Raw genomic sequence first — 15052 nt, forward strand, 5'->3', positions numbered from 1 at the left:
GCTCCAGTGCTGGGAGCCGTCTTCGGACGCACGGCCGTCCGAAGACGGCTCGAAGTGGGGGTCACGACGGCCGTCACTCGGACGACGCCCACCAGTCCAGGGCCACGCATACGCAGAACACGCCCGCAGCCTAGCCCGCCTCCCGCGGCGGGAGCACGCAGAATTCGTTGCCCTCGGGGTCGGCCAGCACCACCCACGGCAGGTCCGGATCGTCCGACAGCACGCGTGCGCCCAGCTCCGTCAGCCGCGCCACCTCGTCGGCCTGGGTGCCCGCCACCGGCGCCAGGTCCAGGTGCAGCCGGTTCTTCACGACCTTGTCCTCGCCGACCGGCTGGAACACCAGCATGCACTGGTCGTCGGTCCCGATGTTGACGTATTCCACGCCCTTGTCGTCCTGCCAGCGCCGGATCTCGTCGTAGCCCAGCGCGCGGGACCAGAACCGCGCGAGCGATTCGGCGTCGTGGCAGTCCACGGCGACGGCTAGTATCCGGCTTCGCATGGTTTCCTCCCGGCCCACCAGAGAACAGCTCGCCGCAGCAGCGGGGACGACGATCCCGGACGTGCTCGCACCCGGCCTCGACGTGCTGTTCTGCGGGATCAACCCCGGCCTCTACTCCGGCGCCACCGGGTACCACTTCGCCCGTCCCGGAAACCGCTTCTGGCCGGCGCTGCACGCGTCCGGCTTCACGCCACGCCGCTTCGACCCGAGCGAGCAGGACGAACTGCTCGCACTGGGCCTCGGCATCACCAACGTCGTCAACCGGGCCACCGCGCGCGCCGACGAGCTGACCGCCGACGAACTCCGCGCCGGCGGCGTGCGGCTCGCCGAGAAGGCCGCGGAGTACCGGCCGCGCTGGCTCGCGGTCGTCGGGATCACCGCCTACCGGACGGCGTTCGGCCGCCCGGCGGCGACGGTGGGGCGCCAGTCGCATTCGCTGGGTGAAACACGCGTGTGGGTGCTGCCCAATCCGAGTGGTCTCAACGCACACTGGACGCCGACGACACTCGCAGAAGCCTTCGCCCACCTGCGCCACGCGGTTTACTCAGAGTAGTTCACGACACAAGCGGGTGAACCCGCGTCACGCGGACGGCCCTGGCGGGTCACACAATTGACGGGTGTCGGTCGTGGCCGGTTCCAGCAGGGAGGATCGGGTCGAGGCGCCACAGTAGCCCGGGCGGACGTCGAGGGGGGCGGGCCGCCCGGGCTGTGCGTGCTCCCACGACCGGCCTTGCCGAGACGGAGTTTTGTGATGACGCGCAGTAACGACCCCACGCGGGTGCCGCAGGGACCATCGGCCGGCCGCAGTGTGGGTGTCGCGGCGGTCGACCCGGTGCCCATCTACCGCGAGGGTCTCTCGGGGCTCGTGCAGCGCACGCCGGGGATGCATTGGGCCGGACAGGCCATCAACCCGCACGGGGCGCTGCAGCTGGCCGAGCAGATCCACCCCGACGTCATCCTCGTCGACTCCGGGCTCGACCCGCACGGTCACCTCAGCAAGCTGCTCATCGCCGGTGATCCGGCGCTCATCGTCATCGCGCTGGTGCGCGAGGCCAACCGCACGCCCGCCTTCCTGCACGACGCCATCGCGGCCGGCGTGCACGCCGCGATCCCGCGCTCGGCCGAGTCGCGGCGCCTCGTCGAGGGCATCCGCCGCGCCTACCTGGACCGCCGCTACGTCGACCCGTCGCTGGCGACGCTGGTCTCCGCGGCCCGCCAGTCCGCCAGCGCCGCCGCGGTGCGCCGCGCGCAGATGCCGCTGTCCCGCCGCGAGTACCAGGTGCTGCAGCTCGTGGCGGAAGGGCTGGAGAACGCGGGGATCGCGAAGGTCCTCTACCTGTCCGTGGAGACCGTGCGCACGCACGTGAAGAGCATCCTGCGCAAGCTGTCCGCTCGCGACCGGACACACGCCGTGACGATCGCCTTCCGCGCCGGGATCCTCGTGGCTCAGCCCGACGACGGCCCCGAGCAGCGGCTCACGCCCGGTTCGTCGGCTCCCGGGGTGGTCGAGTACCGCTCCCGGTAGCGCGATCCGTGCGTCACAACCGGCTGGATTCGCTTGCCGCGGTTACCCACAGGTAATATCCTGATGTTACCGGCCAGTAGGGGACCAGCATGCGCCCAGCCGGAAACCCGATCGACAACGGAGCGACGACATGGGCCACTACAAGTCCAACGTGCGAGACCTCGAGTTCAACCTGTTCGAGGTGCTGAACGTGCAGGAGCGCCTCGGCAAGGGGGTCCTCGCGGACTCCGACGAGGAGACCGCGCGCGGCGCGCTGCAGGAACTCAACAACCTGGCGGTCGGCCCGCTGGCCGAGTCCTTCGCCGACGCCGACCGCAACCCGCCGGTGTACGACCCCAAGACGTTCTCGGCCAAGCTGCCGGAGTCGTTCAAGAAGAGCTACCAGCAGCTCTGGGACGGCGAGTGGTGGCGGCTGGGCCTCACCAACGACCTGGGCGGCCTCGGCCTGCCCCCGACCGTGCAGTGGGCGGCCGCCGAGCTGATCCTCGGCGCCAACCCGGCCCTGTTCATGTACATGGCGGGCCCGAACTTCGCGATGATCCTCGACCGCAACGGCACCGAGGAGCAGAAGCGCTGGGCGCGGATCATGATCGACCGCGCGTGGGGCGCCACGATGGTCCTCACCGAGCCGGACGCCGGTTCGGACGTCGGCGCCGGCCGCACCAAGGCCGTGCTGCAGGAGGACGGCAGCTGGCACCTGGACGGCGTGAAGCGGTTCATCACCTCCGCCGACCAGGACATGACCGAGAACATCATGCACCTGGTGCTGGCCCGCCCCGAGGGCCCGGGCATCGAGGCCAAGCCGGGCACCAAGGGCCTGTCGCTGTTCCTGGTGCCGAAGTTCCACTTCGACACCGAGACCGGTGAGCTCGGTGAGCGCAACGGCGTGTTCGTCACCAACGTCGAGCACAAGATGGGCCTCAAGGTCTCCACCACCTGCGAGCTGACCTTCGGCCAGCACGGCACCCCGGCCAAGGGCTGGCTGCTGGGCGAGGTGCACGACGGCATCGCGCAGATGTTCCAGGTCATCGAGTACGCCCGGATGATGGTCGGCACCAAGGCGATCGCCACGCTGTCCACCGGCTACCTGAACGCGCTGGAGTACGCCAAGGAGCGCGTGCAGGGCGCGGACCTGACCCAGATGACCGACAAGACCGCGCCGCGGGTCACCATCACGCACCACCCGGACGTGCGCCGGTCGCTGATGCTGCAGAAGGCCTACGCCGAGGGCCTGCGCGCCGTGTACCTCTACACCGCGTCCTTCCAGGACCAGGTGTGGACCAATGAGGGCGATGAGAACTCGCTGAAGCTGGCCGAGCGGGTCAACGACCTGCTGCTGCCGATCGTCAAGGGCGTCGGCTCCGAGCGCGCCACCGAGCAGCTCGTGCAGTCGCTGCAGACCCTGGGCGGGTCCGGCTTCCTGCAGGACTACCCGATCGAGCAGTACATCCGCGACGCGAAGATCGATTCGCTGTACGAGGGCACCACGGCGATCCAGTCGCAGGACTTCTTCTTCCGGAAGATCGTCCGCGACAAGGGCCAGGCGCTGGGCTACATCGCGAACGAGATCACCAAGTTCATCGAGTCGGAGGCGGGCAACGGCCGGCTGAAGAACGAGCGTGAGCTGCTCAAGCGCGCCCTGGAGGACGTGCAGGGCATGCTCGGCGCGATGATCGGTTACCTGACCTCGTCGCAGGAGGACGTCAAGAACCTGTACAAGGTCGGCCAGCACACCGTCCGCTTCCTGATGTCGGCCGGTGACCTGCTGGTGGGCTGGCAGCTGCTGCGCCAGGCCGAGGTCGCGCTGACCAAGCTGGACGGCGCCTCGGCCCGGGACCAGGCGTTCTACCAGGGCAAGATCGCGGTGGCGTCGTTCTTCGCCAAGCAGGTGCTGCCCGAGCTGACCGCGCGCCGCGCGGTCGTCGAGGCCGCCGACAACGACCTCATGGAGGTCCCGGAGGCGGCGTTCTGATCTCCCCGTAATCCCCTGCGAAAGGCCCTCTCGCTCCGAGCGAGGGGGCCTTTCGCGTGTTCGCGCCAAGGTTTTCGGCGGGTGGTGCCGAAATCGGCGAGGAGACCACGATGGGGAAGTACCTGCGGGCTTTCGCGGACCGGCTGGAGGGGAACGGCGAGTTCGTCGATGGTCAGGCGCCGGCCCCCGGAGGGGGTGGGTGCCGTACGACAGGGAGCGGCGCCCGCCGGGGACGGTCCGGAAGCCGATCCACGAGCGGCTCGAGGTGCGCCCCTTCCTGGCCGCGCCCGCAGCTGGCGCGTCCGGTGGCGGCGGTGGAGGCCGAGCCACTTGTCGATCTCGGGGCAGGCCCTCCGGGCGCAGCGCGTAGATCCGGCGTTGCCCGTCCGGGCGAACTTCGACCAGGCCGGACTCCCGCAGGATGCGCAGGTGGCGGGACACCGCGGGCTGGGTCAGGCCGGGCAGCGCCGCGACCAGAGCGCCCGCGGCCGGCTCACCCTCGGCCAGCAGGTCCAGCAGCGTACGCCGGCTGGGCTCGGCCACCGCGGCGAAGACGTCCACCTGCGGGGTATCACACCAAGCGTATATAAGCGTCCGCAAATATGCGGGTTTGAAAGCGGCGCGGGAAGGTACTCCGTGAGCACACCGAAGCTGAAGGAGTTGCGATGACAATCGGTGGAATCATCAGCGCGATCGTCGTGGGTCTGATCATCGGCGCGCTGGGTCGGCTGATTGCACCCGGCAAGCAGGGCATCCCGATCTGGCTCACGATCATCGTCGGTATCGTCGCCGCGTTCATCGGCACCGCGATCGCGCGGGGCATCGGCTATGCCGACACCAAGGGCTTCGACTGGCTCGAGCTGATCACCCAGGTGGTCATCGCGGCGATCGGGGTCTCGCTGGTCAGCGGCTTGTACGGCCGGCGGAAACTGAGTAGGTAACCGCACACGAACGTGCCCCGGGAAGGTCCGCCCTCCCGGGGCACGTTCGTGTGTCAGGACCGGAACGCGGCGCAGCCCACGGCCACGAACGACTGCTGCGGTGAGCGCCACAGCACCTCGGCCCACCGGTTGTCGGTCAGCTGCTTGCCGTCGGACCCGACGCAGGTGTACGTGCCGCCCTTGACCACCTGCCCGCACGGCAGGTCCCGCTCCGGCGAGTGCACGCACGTCGTGTAGTTCGTGCAGGTCAGCGTGTGCAGCAGCGCCGAGCCGACGTCCGCGCCCGCCCGGATGTTCAGCTTGCAGCTGTTCTGCGTCGAGGCGTGCACCAGCGCCGGCTCGCCCTCCGCGGCCGCGACCGTCCCGGGCAGCACCACCACCGCCGTGGCCGCCACCAACACGGCCAGGGACTTCTTCATCAAGATCCTCCCTCTCTCGCAAACGGTGACGGAGCGTATCGGAACGTACGCGCAGTGATCGCGCCGGTATGTTCCCCCGATGGACCTCGACCACCAGGGCCTCACCCGGCTGCCGGAACTGCCCGCGGGCCTGGAGTACCTGAGCGCCTACGACAACGAGCTCAGCGAACTGCCGGACGAGCTGTGGGACCTGGACCGGCTGGCCGTGCTGAACCTCGCCGCGAACCGGCTGACCACGATCCCGGCCGCCATCGCGCGGCTGACCGCGTTGCACACGCTCGACCTCGGCCACAACCAGCTCACCGAGCTGCCCACCGAGCTGGGCGACCTGCCGAACCTGACCGAGTACCTGTACCTCTCGGACAACCGCCTGACCAGACTGCCGGACGAGCTGACCCGCCTCGGCCGCCTGCGATACCTGAGCGCGACGGACAACGGGCTGGAGTCGCTGCCCTCGGACCTCTCCGGCCTGCGCGAGCTGCGGGAGCTGCGGCTGTACCGCAACGACCTGCGCGAGTTGCCGGACAGCATCGGCGAGCTGAGCGCGCTGCGGGAGCTGCACCTGCGCGGCAACCACCTCACCGAGCTGCCCGCCTCGATCGGGAAGCTGCGCGACCTGCGGTACCTGGACCTGCGGGAGAACGAGCTGCGCACCCTGCCGGACGGACTCGCCGAGCTGCCGCTGGTCAAGCTCGACCTGCGCTGGAACCGGTGGCTGGAGACCCCGCCCTGGCTCGACGACCTCGACGACTGCCTCGTGCTGCGCTAGGTCAGGCGATCACGGCCAGGAGGGTGGTCACGGCCCCGGCGAGGTCGGGGTCGCCAGCGGTGTCCGCTCGCCGGCGGGCCTCCTCGACGGAGATGCCGCGCGTGGCCAGGCGCCAGAAGTCGCCAGGGCGCATGGTGACCGTGGCCGCGGGGTCGCCCCCGTCGGCCATCCGCCACCGCTGTCCGTCCGACCGGGCGTGCCAGGTCCCGCCATCGTCGAGGACCACCCGCACCACCGTGCCCTCCGGTCGCACCACGTCCCGCAGCGTGTGGGGCAGCGCGCGCATGAACGCATCGAGCACGGGACCGACCAGCTCCGGCTGATCGGCGCCGGGGCGTCCCACCGCGTCCCGGATCTGCTGCTGGTGCACCCAGAACTCGGTGTACTCGCGCGCGATGTCCAGCCACGCCGGGCTCGGGCCGTCCCCGGCCCACGACACGTCCAGGGCCGCGGAAGCGGTCAGGTCGTAGGTCTCCCACAGCCGGTCCAGGTCCGGGCCGAGGGCGGTGAGCAGCTGGACGATCAGCTGGGGGCTGCACTGCCGCATCGCCCGGACGAACTCGTCGTTGACCCGGGCGAGGTAGGCGGGCAGGGTCTCGTCGTTGGCGAACTCGGCCCCCGGGAAGTGGTCCCGGCCGCCGGACAGCCGCCGCATGTAGTCGTTGAGGATGTGCCCGGCGACGTCGTGCACGGTCCAGCCGGGACACACCGTGGGCGCCGACCACTCCTCGGCGCTCAGCGAACCCAGCAACGTCAGCAACTCGTGACGCTCGCGGCCGAACAGCGGCCGCACGTCCAGCACCGGACCGAAGATCTCCATGCCGCCGGATGGTGTCATCGCACCCGGCGTCACCGCTACCGAGTTGTCGCGTCCCCCGGCTCGGAACTCACCCCGAACCCGCACACCACGGCCGGTTTCGGCGCGTAGGTGACCGTCCGGGTGTCGCGGCGGACCTCGGCCCCCGTGGTCACGTCGTAGAGCACCCGGGTGTCGCTCGTGGTGAAGCCGGGACGGCCGCTGGACGGGCTGCAGTCCGGGCCGCCGGGCTGCAGCGGCGGCGGCCGGAAGTCCGAGTACGCGCCGGTCGAGGACTCCACGCGGTACTGCTTGGTGCCCCAGATCTTCACCGTCACGCTGCCGCCGGACACCGACGCCTGGATCGCCACCCCGCTGCGCAGGGAGTCGGTGAACTTCAGGTCCACCGCGGACCCGTCGGCGGTGATCGCGATCGCGTCCCGTCCGGCGGGGTAGCGGTCCAGGTAGTAGGTGTGCTCGGTGTGCCCGGCGTCGGTCAGGCCGGCGAGGTACGCCGCGTTGTACAGGGTAGTGGTGAACTGCGACGAGCCGCCGCCGATCACCTCCGGGCCGAACCCGTCCTCGTTCACCGGCGCCGGCACGTACCCCTGCGACTGGCTGCGGGCGCCCACCCGGGCGTTGAGGCTGAACGTCTCGCCGGGCCGGAGGATCGTGCCGTGCACCTTCTCCGCCATGACCCGCGCGTTCGTCGCGGCCGGGCCGGACAGGCCGCCGGTGCTGAACTCGCCGATGACCTCCTTGATGCCCAGCGCGTTCGCGTCCTCGGTCGTCGTCCGCGGGCGGGTCGTCTGGTAGCGCACCGCCAGGTCCCGGCCGTCCGGTTTGGCGAGGACGTCCATCAGCGGGTGGAACGTCCGGTTCCAGTCGATCTTGCGCGTGTCCTCGGACGGCTGGACCACGGGCGCGCCACCGGCGAACACGATCTGCGCGTCCTTGCCGCGCTTCTCCGTGGTCGCCAGCGGATCGCGCACCGCCTGCTGCAGCTTCACCGGATCGGCCTCGACCCGGAGGGCGCCGCCGTCGGCCGGGCTGAACTTCAGGGCGGCGGCGATCGCGCTCGGCTTGAGCACCGCGTCGGCGCCCTCGCCGTGCAGCGTGACCGGCTTGGCGACCGCGGGCACGACCAGCCGTTCCAGCGCCGAGTGCACGCCGGCCGAGGTGACCTTGACCGGCGTGAGCACGACCGGCAGCCGGACGCCGCTCTTGTCCAGCCAGGTCGCGCGCAGGATGTCCCCGGCGCCCTTGACGTCGGCCAGGTCCTGCCCGTTGCGCGGCTCGATCGGGTACGGGTGCACGCCGCCGTCGGTGCCGGGGAGCGTGACGAACCCGATGCTGCCCTCGGTCGGCGGGTGGTTGATGCGCTCGGCGGCCAGGCGCGCGATCGCGGAGTGCAGCTCGTCCGGATCGGTCGCGGTGACCACCCCGACCTCGCGGGTGCGGAAGAACGAGGTGATCCGGTCCACCGGGTCGAGCGGCTGGCGCCCGGCCTGCGCGACGGTCGAGGACCAGTCGACGGACAGCCCGGACTGCGCCGGGTCGAGCGTGGTGCGCACGTCGCCGGCTTCGACCGGCACCGGCGCGTTCAGGCGCGGGCCCAGCTCGCGGCGCAGCTTCGTCTCGGCGTCGTCGCGGCTCAGCCCGCCGACCTCGACCCCGGCGACCGTGACCCCGCGCGGCACGTCACCGGCGCTGACGATCAGGTCCGCGGCGTAGAGGATGACCCCGACGCCCAGCAGGCAGCCCGCGACCATGAACGCGCGCGCCAGGAAGCGCTTGCCCGGCGACGGCGACGCGGCAGGCGCGTCACCGACCTCGAGCAGCTCCCCGACCAGGGCGTCCTCGGTCGCGTCGAGCGGTTCGTCCAGCAGGAACTCGGCGGGCGGACGCGGGCCGACCGCGGTTTCGGCGTCCCGGAGGGAATCGGGGTCCCGCTCCGGCCAGTACTGGTCCTCCCGCCCCACGCTTCCTCCCGGACGCGTTACAAGTACAGGCCCGTCCCGTGGTCCGTGCGCTCGGTGGCCACGGCGTGAATGTCGCGCTCCCGCATCACCAGGTACGCCTCGCCCTGGACCTCGACCTCGAGCTGGTCCTCGGGGTTGAACAGCACGCGGTCGCCGACCTTCACGTTACGCACATTACTGCCTACCCCCAGTACGTCGCCCCACGCGAGACGGCGCGCCACCTGGGCCGTCGCCGGAATCACGATGCCACCGCTGCTGCGGCGCTCACCCTCCTCCGCGGAGACCCGGACGAGGACGCGGTCGTGCAGCATCTGGATTTCCAGCTTCGCCGCGTCGTCCGGCAAGTTCTTGGCTTCCGACACGCCGGTAATGCTACGTGCCCTCAGCGGGCCGCGGAGATCAGCGGTTGCCGTCCACGCAGGGTGAAGTCCCGGTGCGCGGTCCCGCCCTCGCGCACGAGCACGCGGCTCGCGGTCGCCTCGAAACCGGGCGCGGACACCACCAGATCGACGAACTGCTCGGGCAGTCCGGCGACCGCGTAGCGGCCCTCGTCGTTGGCTGTCGTGCGGACGAGCTGGTGCCCGCGGCCGTCCATCACCGTCACCGCGGCGCCCGGCACCGGCCGCCCGTCGTCCGCGTGGACCGCGCCGGTCAGCGTGGGCACCGGCTCGCCGAAGTGCCGGTCGTGCACCGGGACCGCGGTCGGGCGGGGCATCTCCAGGGCCGGGTCCTCCACCGGTGGCTCCTCGACCACGCCGGCCCGGCGGCGCTGCAGGAGGCTGTGCCCGGCGATCAGGACGACGCCGAGCAGCACCCACGCGCACAGCACCAGGATGGGCCGCAACACACCCTTGCCGTCGAAGTAGAAGATGCCGCGCAGGGCCTCGATGAGGTTGCCCATCGGGAAGAACGGGTGCAGCGCGCGGAAGAACCCGGGCACCATCTGGATCGGCACCGCGCCACCGCTGGAGGGCATCGACAGCAGCACGAACAGGCCCATCGCCACCCCCGGGAACCACTGCTTGACCAGCGGCACCAGGCCGAACGAGGTGAGCGAGACCGCCTGCGTGAGCAGGAACGCCACCGGGATCGCGACCGGGTCGTTCGGGATGACGTCCATCGCGACGCCGCCGGCGTAGCCGATGAGGGTGAGCAGGGCGCCGAAGCCGACCAGCGTGGCGACCTTCGCGCGGCGGCTCAGCGTGACCGCCCGCAGCAGCATCATCACGACGATGTAGCTGGGGATGTTCCAGATCAGCACCAGGTAGAACATGCCGGTGCCCATCGTGTCGCCGGACTCGGTGGGCGCGAGGTCGGTGACCGTGAGCGCGTGCCCGGTCTGCGCGGCGATCGGGGCGAAGGCCTGGTTGAGGACCGATTCGAGCATGTAGCCGTCGGCCTTGGCGACGAACAGGGTCGGGTGGACCGGGTCGGCGGAGTAGGCGGCGGTGGCGTCGCGGTCGAGCACCGCCTGGCGGGCCTGCTCGGCGGTGGCGACCGGCTGGACGTCGAAGGCGCCCGGGCTCGCCTGGTTCAGCGCGGCCTCGATGCGCGCCGCGGCGGTCTGGTCGGCGACGGCGACCTCGATGTGGTGCGGGGACGGCGAGTGGAACGCGAGCAGGTAGCAGAAGACGAAGCCGAGGGCGAAGAAGACCGGGAACCACAGGCTTTCGGCCAGGGTGCGGAGCTTTCCGGGTTCTTGTTCCTGGGTGTCGACATGTTCCGCCATGCTGTCAGCTTATCACTTTTTGCAGGCGCTGCAAAAATGCAGTACTGTAAGAATCGTGAGCCCGCCCACCGGTCTGCGCGAGCGCAAGAAGGAAGCCACCCGCGAAGCGCTGCGCCACGCGGCCGTCACGCTGTACCGCCGGCACGGGCCGGACGGGGTGACGGTCGAGGACATCTGCGCGGCCGCCGGGGTGTCACCGCGGACGTTCTTCAACTACTTCGCGACCAAGGACGAAGCCGTGTTGTCGCTGGACATCGCGGCCACCACGCTGGGGCAACGCATCGTCGACCGGCCCGCGGACGAGCCGCCGCTGACGGCGTTGCGGGAGGTGTTCGCCGGGCGGTTCGCCGAGCTGGCCGCCACCGAGGTGTGGAGCGAGCGGACGCTGCTGCTGCGCGAGCACCCGGAGCTGATGCCCCGGGTGGCGCAGGCGAACCGGGCGCTCGAAGAAGCCGTGGCGCAGGCACTGGCCACCCGCACCGGGCTGGCGGCGGACGACCTCTACGTGCGGGCCACGGCCGCGGCCGTGATCGGCGCGAACCGGGCCGCCATCGGGTGCTGGCAGCCCGGTTCGGATCCGGACCTGGTCACGTTGTTCCACCAGGCCATGGACGTGCTGGCGGGCGCCTTCACGCCCCCGCGAGGATCAGCTGGAGGCGGTCCGGCCCGTCCGGCGTGATCCGGATCGGCACGCCCCAGTCCTGCCGGGTCACCCGGCACACCGGGTGCTCGGCCTCGGAGTCGCAGCTCGCGGCCTGCGCCACCACCTGCAGCACGCCCTCGGTGTGCCCCTCGGCGATCTTCAGCGTGCGGGTCAGCTCGGTGCCGGTGCCCTCGCCCTCGGCCAGCAGCTCGGGCGGCGCGGCGGTCACCTGCAGGCGGGTCGACGGGCCGAACCGGTCGTCGAGTTTCTCGCCCGGCGGCGGGGTGAAGACCACGGAGAACTCGACGGTGCCCGGGGCCAGCTCGGTCGGTGGGCGGCGCACGGCGAGCGCGTCACCGGCGACCCGCTGCCCGTCCGCGGCCGGCGGCAGCGCGGTCAGGCGGTGCGCGGCCGACTCGACCACCAGCAGCGCCTCGCCGGTGAGCAGCAGGCCGGACGGCTCGGCGAGGTTCTCCGCGAGAGTGGCGACCTCGCCGCTCGCCGGGTCGTAGTGGCGGACCGCGCCGTTGTAGGTGTCGGCGATCGCGATCGTGCCGTCGGCCAGGACCGCGACGCCCAGCGGGTGCTGCAGCAACGCGTCCGCGGCGTCGCCGTCGCGGTGGCCGAAGGAGAACAGGTCGGTGCCGATCGCGGTGTGCACTTCGCCGTCTTCGACGTAGCGCAGCGCGGAGGTCTCGGCGTCGGCGAGCCAGAGCCGGTCGCCCTGGACGGCCAGGCCGGAGGTCTGCGCGAAGAAGGCTTCGGCGAGCTTGCCGTCGCGCAGGCCCTCGACGGTGGTGCCGGCGAAGCGGGAGATGCGGCCGGTGCGCGGGTCGAACAGGCCGAGCGTGTGGTTGCCCGCCATCGCGACGACCGCGCCGCCCGCGGGCTCCCACCAGACCACGTCCCACGGGCTGGTGAGGTCGATGGACAGCGCGTCGCCGTCGGTGTCGCCGTCGCGCCACTGGGTGCCGGTGCCGGCGACGGTGGTGACCTCGCCGGTGACCAGGTCGACGCCCCGCAGCAGGTGGTTGGCCGTATCGGCGACGAGCAGGTGGTACCCGGCCTGGTCGGCGACCTCGGCGGGCAGCAGCGCGAGGCCGGACGGCTCGGCGAAGCTCGCGACGTCGAAGGCGCCGTCGGCGCGGCCGCGCTCGCCGCTGCCGAAGCGGCGGATCAGGGTCTCGCCGTCGGAGGCGAACTCGGCGATCGAGTGGTTGCCGGTGTCGGCGACCAGGATGCGGCCCTCGGCGGTGGCCACGGCCTTGCTCGGAAAGCGCAGGTCGGCGGGCTGTTCCTCGACCGGCACGTACGGGCTGCCGCCGCGGCGCAGCGTGCCCTGCGCGTCGTGGGTCTCGACCAGCTCGGCGATGACCCGGCGCAGCGCCTCGGCGTGCCCCTCACCGGCGGCGGTGTGCACGACGTAGCCCTGCGGGTCGACGATCACCAGCGTCGGCCAGGCCTTCACGGCGTACTGCGACCAGGTGGTCAGGTCGGGGTCGTTGAGCACCGGGTGGTGCACCTCGTAGCGGCGGACGGCCGCCTCGATGGCCGCGGCCTCGCCCTCGTGCAGGAACTTCGGCGAGTGCACGCCGATCGTGACCAGCACGTCGGCGAACTCCTCCTCCAGCGGGCGCAGCTCGTCGAGGACGTGCAGGCAGTTGATGCAGCCCGAGGTCCAGAAGTCGAGCAGCACGATCTTGCCGCGCAGCTGCGCCAGGGTGACGGTTTCGCCCCCGGTGTTCAGCCACACGTCCCCGGCGAGTTCGGGCGCGCGCACCCGCGCCCGGCGTTGCTCTGATGCCACGCAACGGTTCAACGACCTGCGGGAATCCGGTTGTTCCCCGGGCCGGAGATGTGGAATCTCACAGGGCCGGCTCGCGGTACGGGTCGTGCTCGGCGAGCAGCTTCTCCAGCCGAGCCTGGTCGACCCGGCTCATCAGGTAGCTGCTCTCCTGCCGGTCGCGCACGACCTTCGCCAGCGTGAACGCCGAGGTGATGGCGTAGAGCATCGCGATCGCGAGGAAGGCGCGGACCCAGCCGTCAACGGGCAGGTAGGCGACGCCCACCGCGACCGCGGCGAGCGAGATGCCGAACGAGATCGCCGACTGCGCGAAGAACGCGCCCGTGGTCGGCGAGGTGGTTTTCGTCGTCATTGATCCACGGTCGCGGTTGGCGATCCGGAAGTCTTGAGTGCTTCTACTCAAACCGTTCCAGTGCGGCCGCGATCTCGGCGGGGGCGGTCAGCGGGGCGAGGTGGTGGGCGTCCAGGCGCTGCACGGGCCAGCCGCGTGCGGCGGCTTCGCGGGCCTCCTCGTCGTAGGCGGCGCTGAGCTGGAGGTAGGCGCTGGGTGGGAGGGCGGCCTCGGGCGCGGGTTCGGTGAAGTAGGCCAGCGGGACGCGGGGCAGCTCGGCCAGGAACTCGTCGCGGGTTCGCTGGTCGGGCAGCAGGTCCTCGACCGTGCCCGGGGGGAACCACTCGTGCCAGGGCGGGAGCCGTCCGTCGGTCGCCAGTCCGCGCAGGCGCTCGGCCAGCTCGGGCGGTGCGGTGTCGAACCAGCCGCGGCCCGGGTGCGGCAGCAGGGCGTCGACGAAGATCGCGCGTGGGGCGTGCGTCCGCGCGGCGATGCCGGGCAGCAGCGCTCCGGCGCCGCTGTGCGCGACCAGGATGCCCGGTTCGGCGGCCGCGTCGAAGAGCTTCGGGTAGTACGGGCCCGGTCCGTCCAGCGCGCCGAGCAGGGACGGCGTGGTGACCCGGTGACCGCGCGACCGCAGTTCGGCCGCGACCCGCTGCCAGGTCGCGGGTCCGACGAGCGGGCTGTGCACGAGGACGAAATCACTCATCAGGGTCCAATCAGACAATTCGTTGCGAGCTGCTCCCACACTTCATTGATCACTACCATAAGAGGCATGGACGAGGCGTTGCGCGCGGTCGAGAACAGTCTGGACCGCCCGTCCGCGGCGCGCGTCTACGACTACTTCATCGGCGGGACGACGAACTACGCGATCGACCGGGAGTTCGCGCAGAAGATCCGCCGCAGGCTGCCGTTGATCGGCGAGTACATGAAGACCAGCCGCCAGTTCCTGGCTCGCGCGGTGCGGGAGTGCGCGCGGCTGGGGGTCCGGCAGTTCGTCGACATCGGTTCGGGCCTGCCGACGGCCGGGAACGTGCACGACGTCGCCGACGCGGCGCGCCCGCAGCGGGACAGCCGGGTCGTGTACGTGGACAACGAGCCGGTCGCGCTCGCCCACTCGCAGCTGCTGCTGGCCGACACCGCCGACCCCGCGCGGCACGTGGCGATCGCGGCGCACTTCATGCACGCCGAAGACCTGTGGGAGCGGGTGCTGGACACCGGCATGATCGACGCGCGGCAGCCGGTCGCGCTGGTCATCAACGCGGTGCTGCACTTCATCAAGGACGCCGACGACCCGGACAGCCGCGTCGCCTACTTCCGCGGCCGCCTCGCGCCGGGCTCGCTGCTGGTCCTGTCGCAGATGACGAACGAGAACCCACGCAGCGACGAGGAGCGGCAGGCGCTGGCCGACCTGGTGGAGTACTACGAGGGCACCACCAACCCGGGCCAGCTGCGCACGAGCGCCGAGTTCGCCCGCTTCTTCGGCGACTGGGAGCTGCTCGAACCCGGGCTCGTGTACGCGCCGTCGTGGCACCCGGACCGCGACACCCTGTTCCGGCGGGCGCCGTCGGAGTCGCGCGTCATCGGCGGCGTGGCCCGCAAGCCCTGAGCGAACCCGGTTTCGGGGGCTTCCGGGTCGTGC

At 71.3% G+C, this 15052-nt stretch carries 16 protein-coding genes and 1 pseudogene; 7 read left to right on the forward strand and 10 right to left on the reverse strand.

Annotated elements, in window-relative coordinates:
* Window positions 1–130: 130 nt before the first annotated feature.
* Window positions 131–499, reverse strand: a complete 369-nt coding sequence (locus L1857_RS01575) for a VOC family protein (RefSeq protein WP_116110261.1) — start codon at window positions 497–499, stop codon at window positions 131–133.
* Between L1857_RS01575 and mug the strand changes: the two genes are divergently transcribed.
* The 3 genes from mug (at window position 498) to L1857_RS01590 (ending at window position 3996) form a co-directional block, all read left to right on the forward strand.
* The gene (gene mug, locus L1857_RS01580; RefSeq protein WP_094003192.1) at window positions 498–1052 is read left to right on the forward strand and encodes a G/U mismatch-specific DNA glycosylase; all 555 of its coding nucleotides are present in this window, start codon (window positions 498–500) and stop codon (window positions 1050–1052) included. The genes L1857_RS01575 and mug overlap by 2 nt on opposite strands.
* Before the next feature lie 198 nt (window positions 1053–1250).
* Window positions 1251–2024 carry a response regulator transcription factor gene (locus L1857_RS01585; RefSeq protein WP_094003193.1) on the forward strand — a complete coding sequence of 258 codons (774 nt, stop codon included), beginning with the start codon at window positions 1251–1253 and terminating at the stop codon, window positions 2022–2024.
* Between the two features lie 130 nt (window positions 2025–2154).
* Window positions 2155–3996 (forward strand): acyl-CoA dehydrogenase, encoded by a 1842-nt coding sequence (locus L1857_RS01590; RefSeq protein ID WP_094003194.1) that lies wholly within the window; start codon window positions 2155–2157, stop codon window positions 3994–3996.
* A gap of 405 nt (window positions 3997–4401) precedes the next feature.
* Here L1857_RS01590 and L1857_RS35645 read toward each other — a convergent pair.
* Window positions 4402–4557: pseudogene (locus L1857_RS35645) on the reverse strand (ArsR family transcriptional regulator); the annotation flags it as partial.
* A 104-nt stretch (window positions 4558–4661) separates the two neighbouring features.
* On the opposite strand from L1857_RS35645, the gene L1857_RS01600 reads away from it, so the two are divergent.
* The gene (locus L1857_RS01600) at window positions 4662–4937 is read left to right on the forward strand and encodes a GlsB/YeaQ/YmgE family stress response membrane protein (protein WP_094003195.1); all 276 of its coding nucleotides are present in this window, start codon (window positions 4662–4664) and stop codon (window positions 4935–4937) included.
* A 53-nt stretch (window positions 4938–4990) separates the two neighbouring features.
* On the opposite strand, the gene L1857_RS01605 is transcribed toward L1857_RS01600, so the two are convergent.
* Window positions 4991–5356: a hypothetical protein gene (locus tag L1857_RS01605; RefSeq protein WP_094003196.1), complete on the reverse strand. Its 366-nt coding sequence runs from the start codon at window positions 5354–5356 to the stop codon at window positions 4991–4993.
* 79 nt (window positions 5357–5435) lie between these two features.
* On the opposite strand from L1857_RS01605, the gene L1857_RS01610 reads away from it, so the two are divergent.
* The gene (locus L1857_RS01610) at window positions 5436–6125 is read left to right on the forward strand and encodes a leucine-rich repeat domain-containing protein (RefSeq protein WP_249464306.1); all 690 of its coding nucleotides are present in this window, start codon (window positions 5436–5438) and stop codon (window positions 6123–6125) included.
* Between the two features lies 1 nt (window position 6126).
* On the opposite strand, the gene L1857_RS01615 is transcribed toward L1857_RS01610, so the two are convergent.
* From L1857_RS01615 to L1857_RS01630, 4 genes are all read right to left on the reverse strand, one after another.
* Window positions 6127–6945, reverse strand: a complete 819-nt coding sequence (locus L1857_RS01615; protein ID WP_116110263.1) for a maleylpyruvate isomerase family mycothiol-dependent enzyme — start codon at window positions 6943–6945, stop codon at window positions 6127–6129.
* Window positions 6946–6980: 35 nt separating this feature from the next.
* On the reverse strand, window positions 6981–8903 hold the full coding sequence (locus L1857_RS01620; protein WP_116110264.1) for a VanW family protein: 1923 nt from the start codon (window positions 8901–8903) through the stop codon (window positions 6981–6983).
* Between the two features lie 17 nt (window positions 8904–8920).
* Window positions 8921–9214 carry a GroES family chaperonin gene (locus L1857_RS01625; RefSeq protein WP_094003291.1) on the reverse strand — a complete coding sequence of 98 codons (294 nt, stop codon included), beginning with the start codon at window positions 9212–9214 and terminating at the stop codon, window positions 8921–8923.
* A 71-nt stretch (window positions 9215–9285) separates the two neighbouring features.
* Complete coding sequence (locus L1857_RS01630; RefSeq protein WP_116110265.1) at window positions 9286–10632, reverse strand: carboxypeptidase regulatory-like domain-containing protein; 1347 nt, start codon at window positions 10630–10632, stop codon at window positions 9286–9288.
* A 55-nt stretch (window positions 10633–10687) separates the two neighbouring features.
* Here L1857_RS01630 and L1857_RS01635 point away from each other — a divergent pair, with 55 nt between their 5' ends.
* Complete coding sequence (locus tag L1857_RS01635; RefSeq protein WP_094003201.1) at window positions 10688–11311, forward strand: TetR/AcrR family transcriptional regulator; 624 nt, start codon at window positions 10688–10690, stop codon at window positions 11309–11311.
* Here L1857_RS01635 and L1857_RS01640 read toward each other — a convergent pair.
* The 3 genes from L1857_RS01640 to L1857_RS01650 all read right to left on the reverse strand — a co-directional run bounded on the left by L1857_RS01640 (window position 11262) and on the right by L1857_RS01650 (window position 14119).
* On the reverse strand, window positions 11262–13055 hold the full coding sequence (locus tag L1857_RS01640) for an NHL domain-containing thioredoxin family protein (RefSeq protein ID WP_116110266.1): 1794 nt from the start codon (window positions 13053–13055) through the stop codon (window positions 11262–11264). The two genes, L1857_RS01635 and L1857_RS01640, sit on opposite strands and share 50 nt — an antisense overlap.
* Before the next feature lie 85 nt (window positions 13056–13140).
* Entirely contained in the window at window positions 13141–13431 is a 291-nt protein-coding gene (locus L1857_RS01645) for a YiaA/YiaB family inner membrane protein (RefSeq protein WP_094003203.1), read from the reverse strand.
* A 43-nt stretch (window positions 13432–13474) separates the two neighbouring features.
* Window positions 13475–14119: an alpha/beta hydrolase gene (locus tag L1857_RS01650; RefSeq protein ID WP_116110267.1), complete on the reverse strand. Its 645-nt coding sequence runs from the start codon at window positions 14117–14119 to the stop codon at window positions 13475–13477.
* A gap of 66 nt (window positions 14120–14185) precedes the next feature.
* Between L1857_RS01650 and L1857_RS01655 the strand changes: the two genes are divergently transcribed.
* On the forward strand, window positions 14186–15019 hold the full coding sequence (locus tag L1857_RS01655) for an SAM-dependent methyltransferase (RefSeq protein ID WP_249464309.1): 834 nt from the start codon (window positions 14186–14188) through the stop codon (window positions 15017–15019).
* Window positions 15020–15052 lie beyond the last annotated feature (33 nt).

The sequence above is a fragment of the Amycolatopsis thermalba genome (assembly GCF_023376025.1).
Taxonomy (GTDB): Bacteria; Actinomycetota; Actinomycetes; order Mycobacteriales; family Pseudonocardiaceae; genus Amycolatopsis_E; species Amycolatopsis_E thermalba.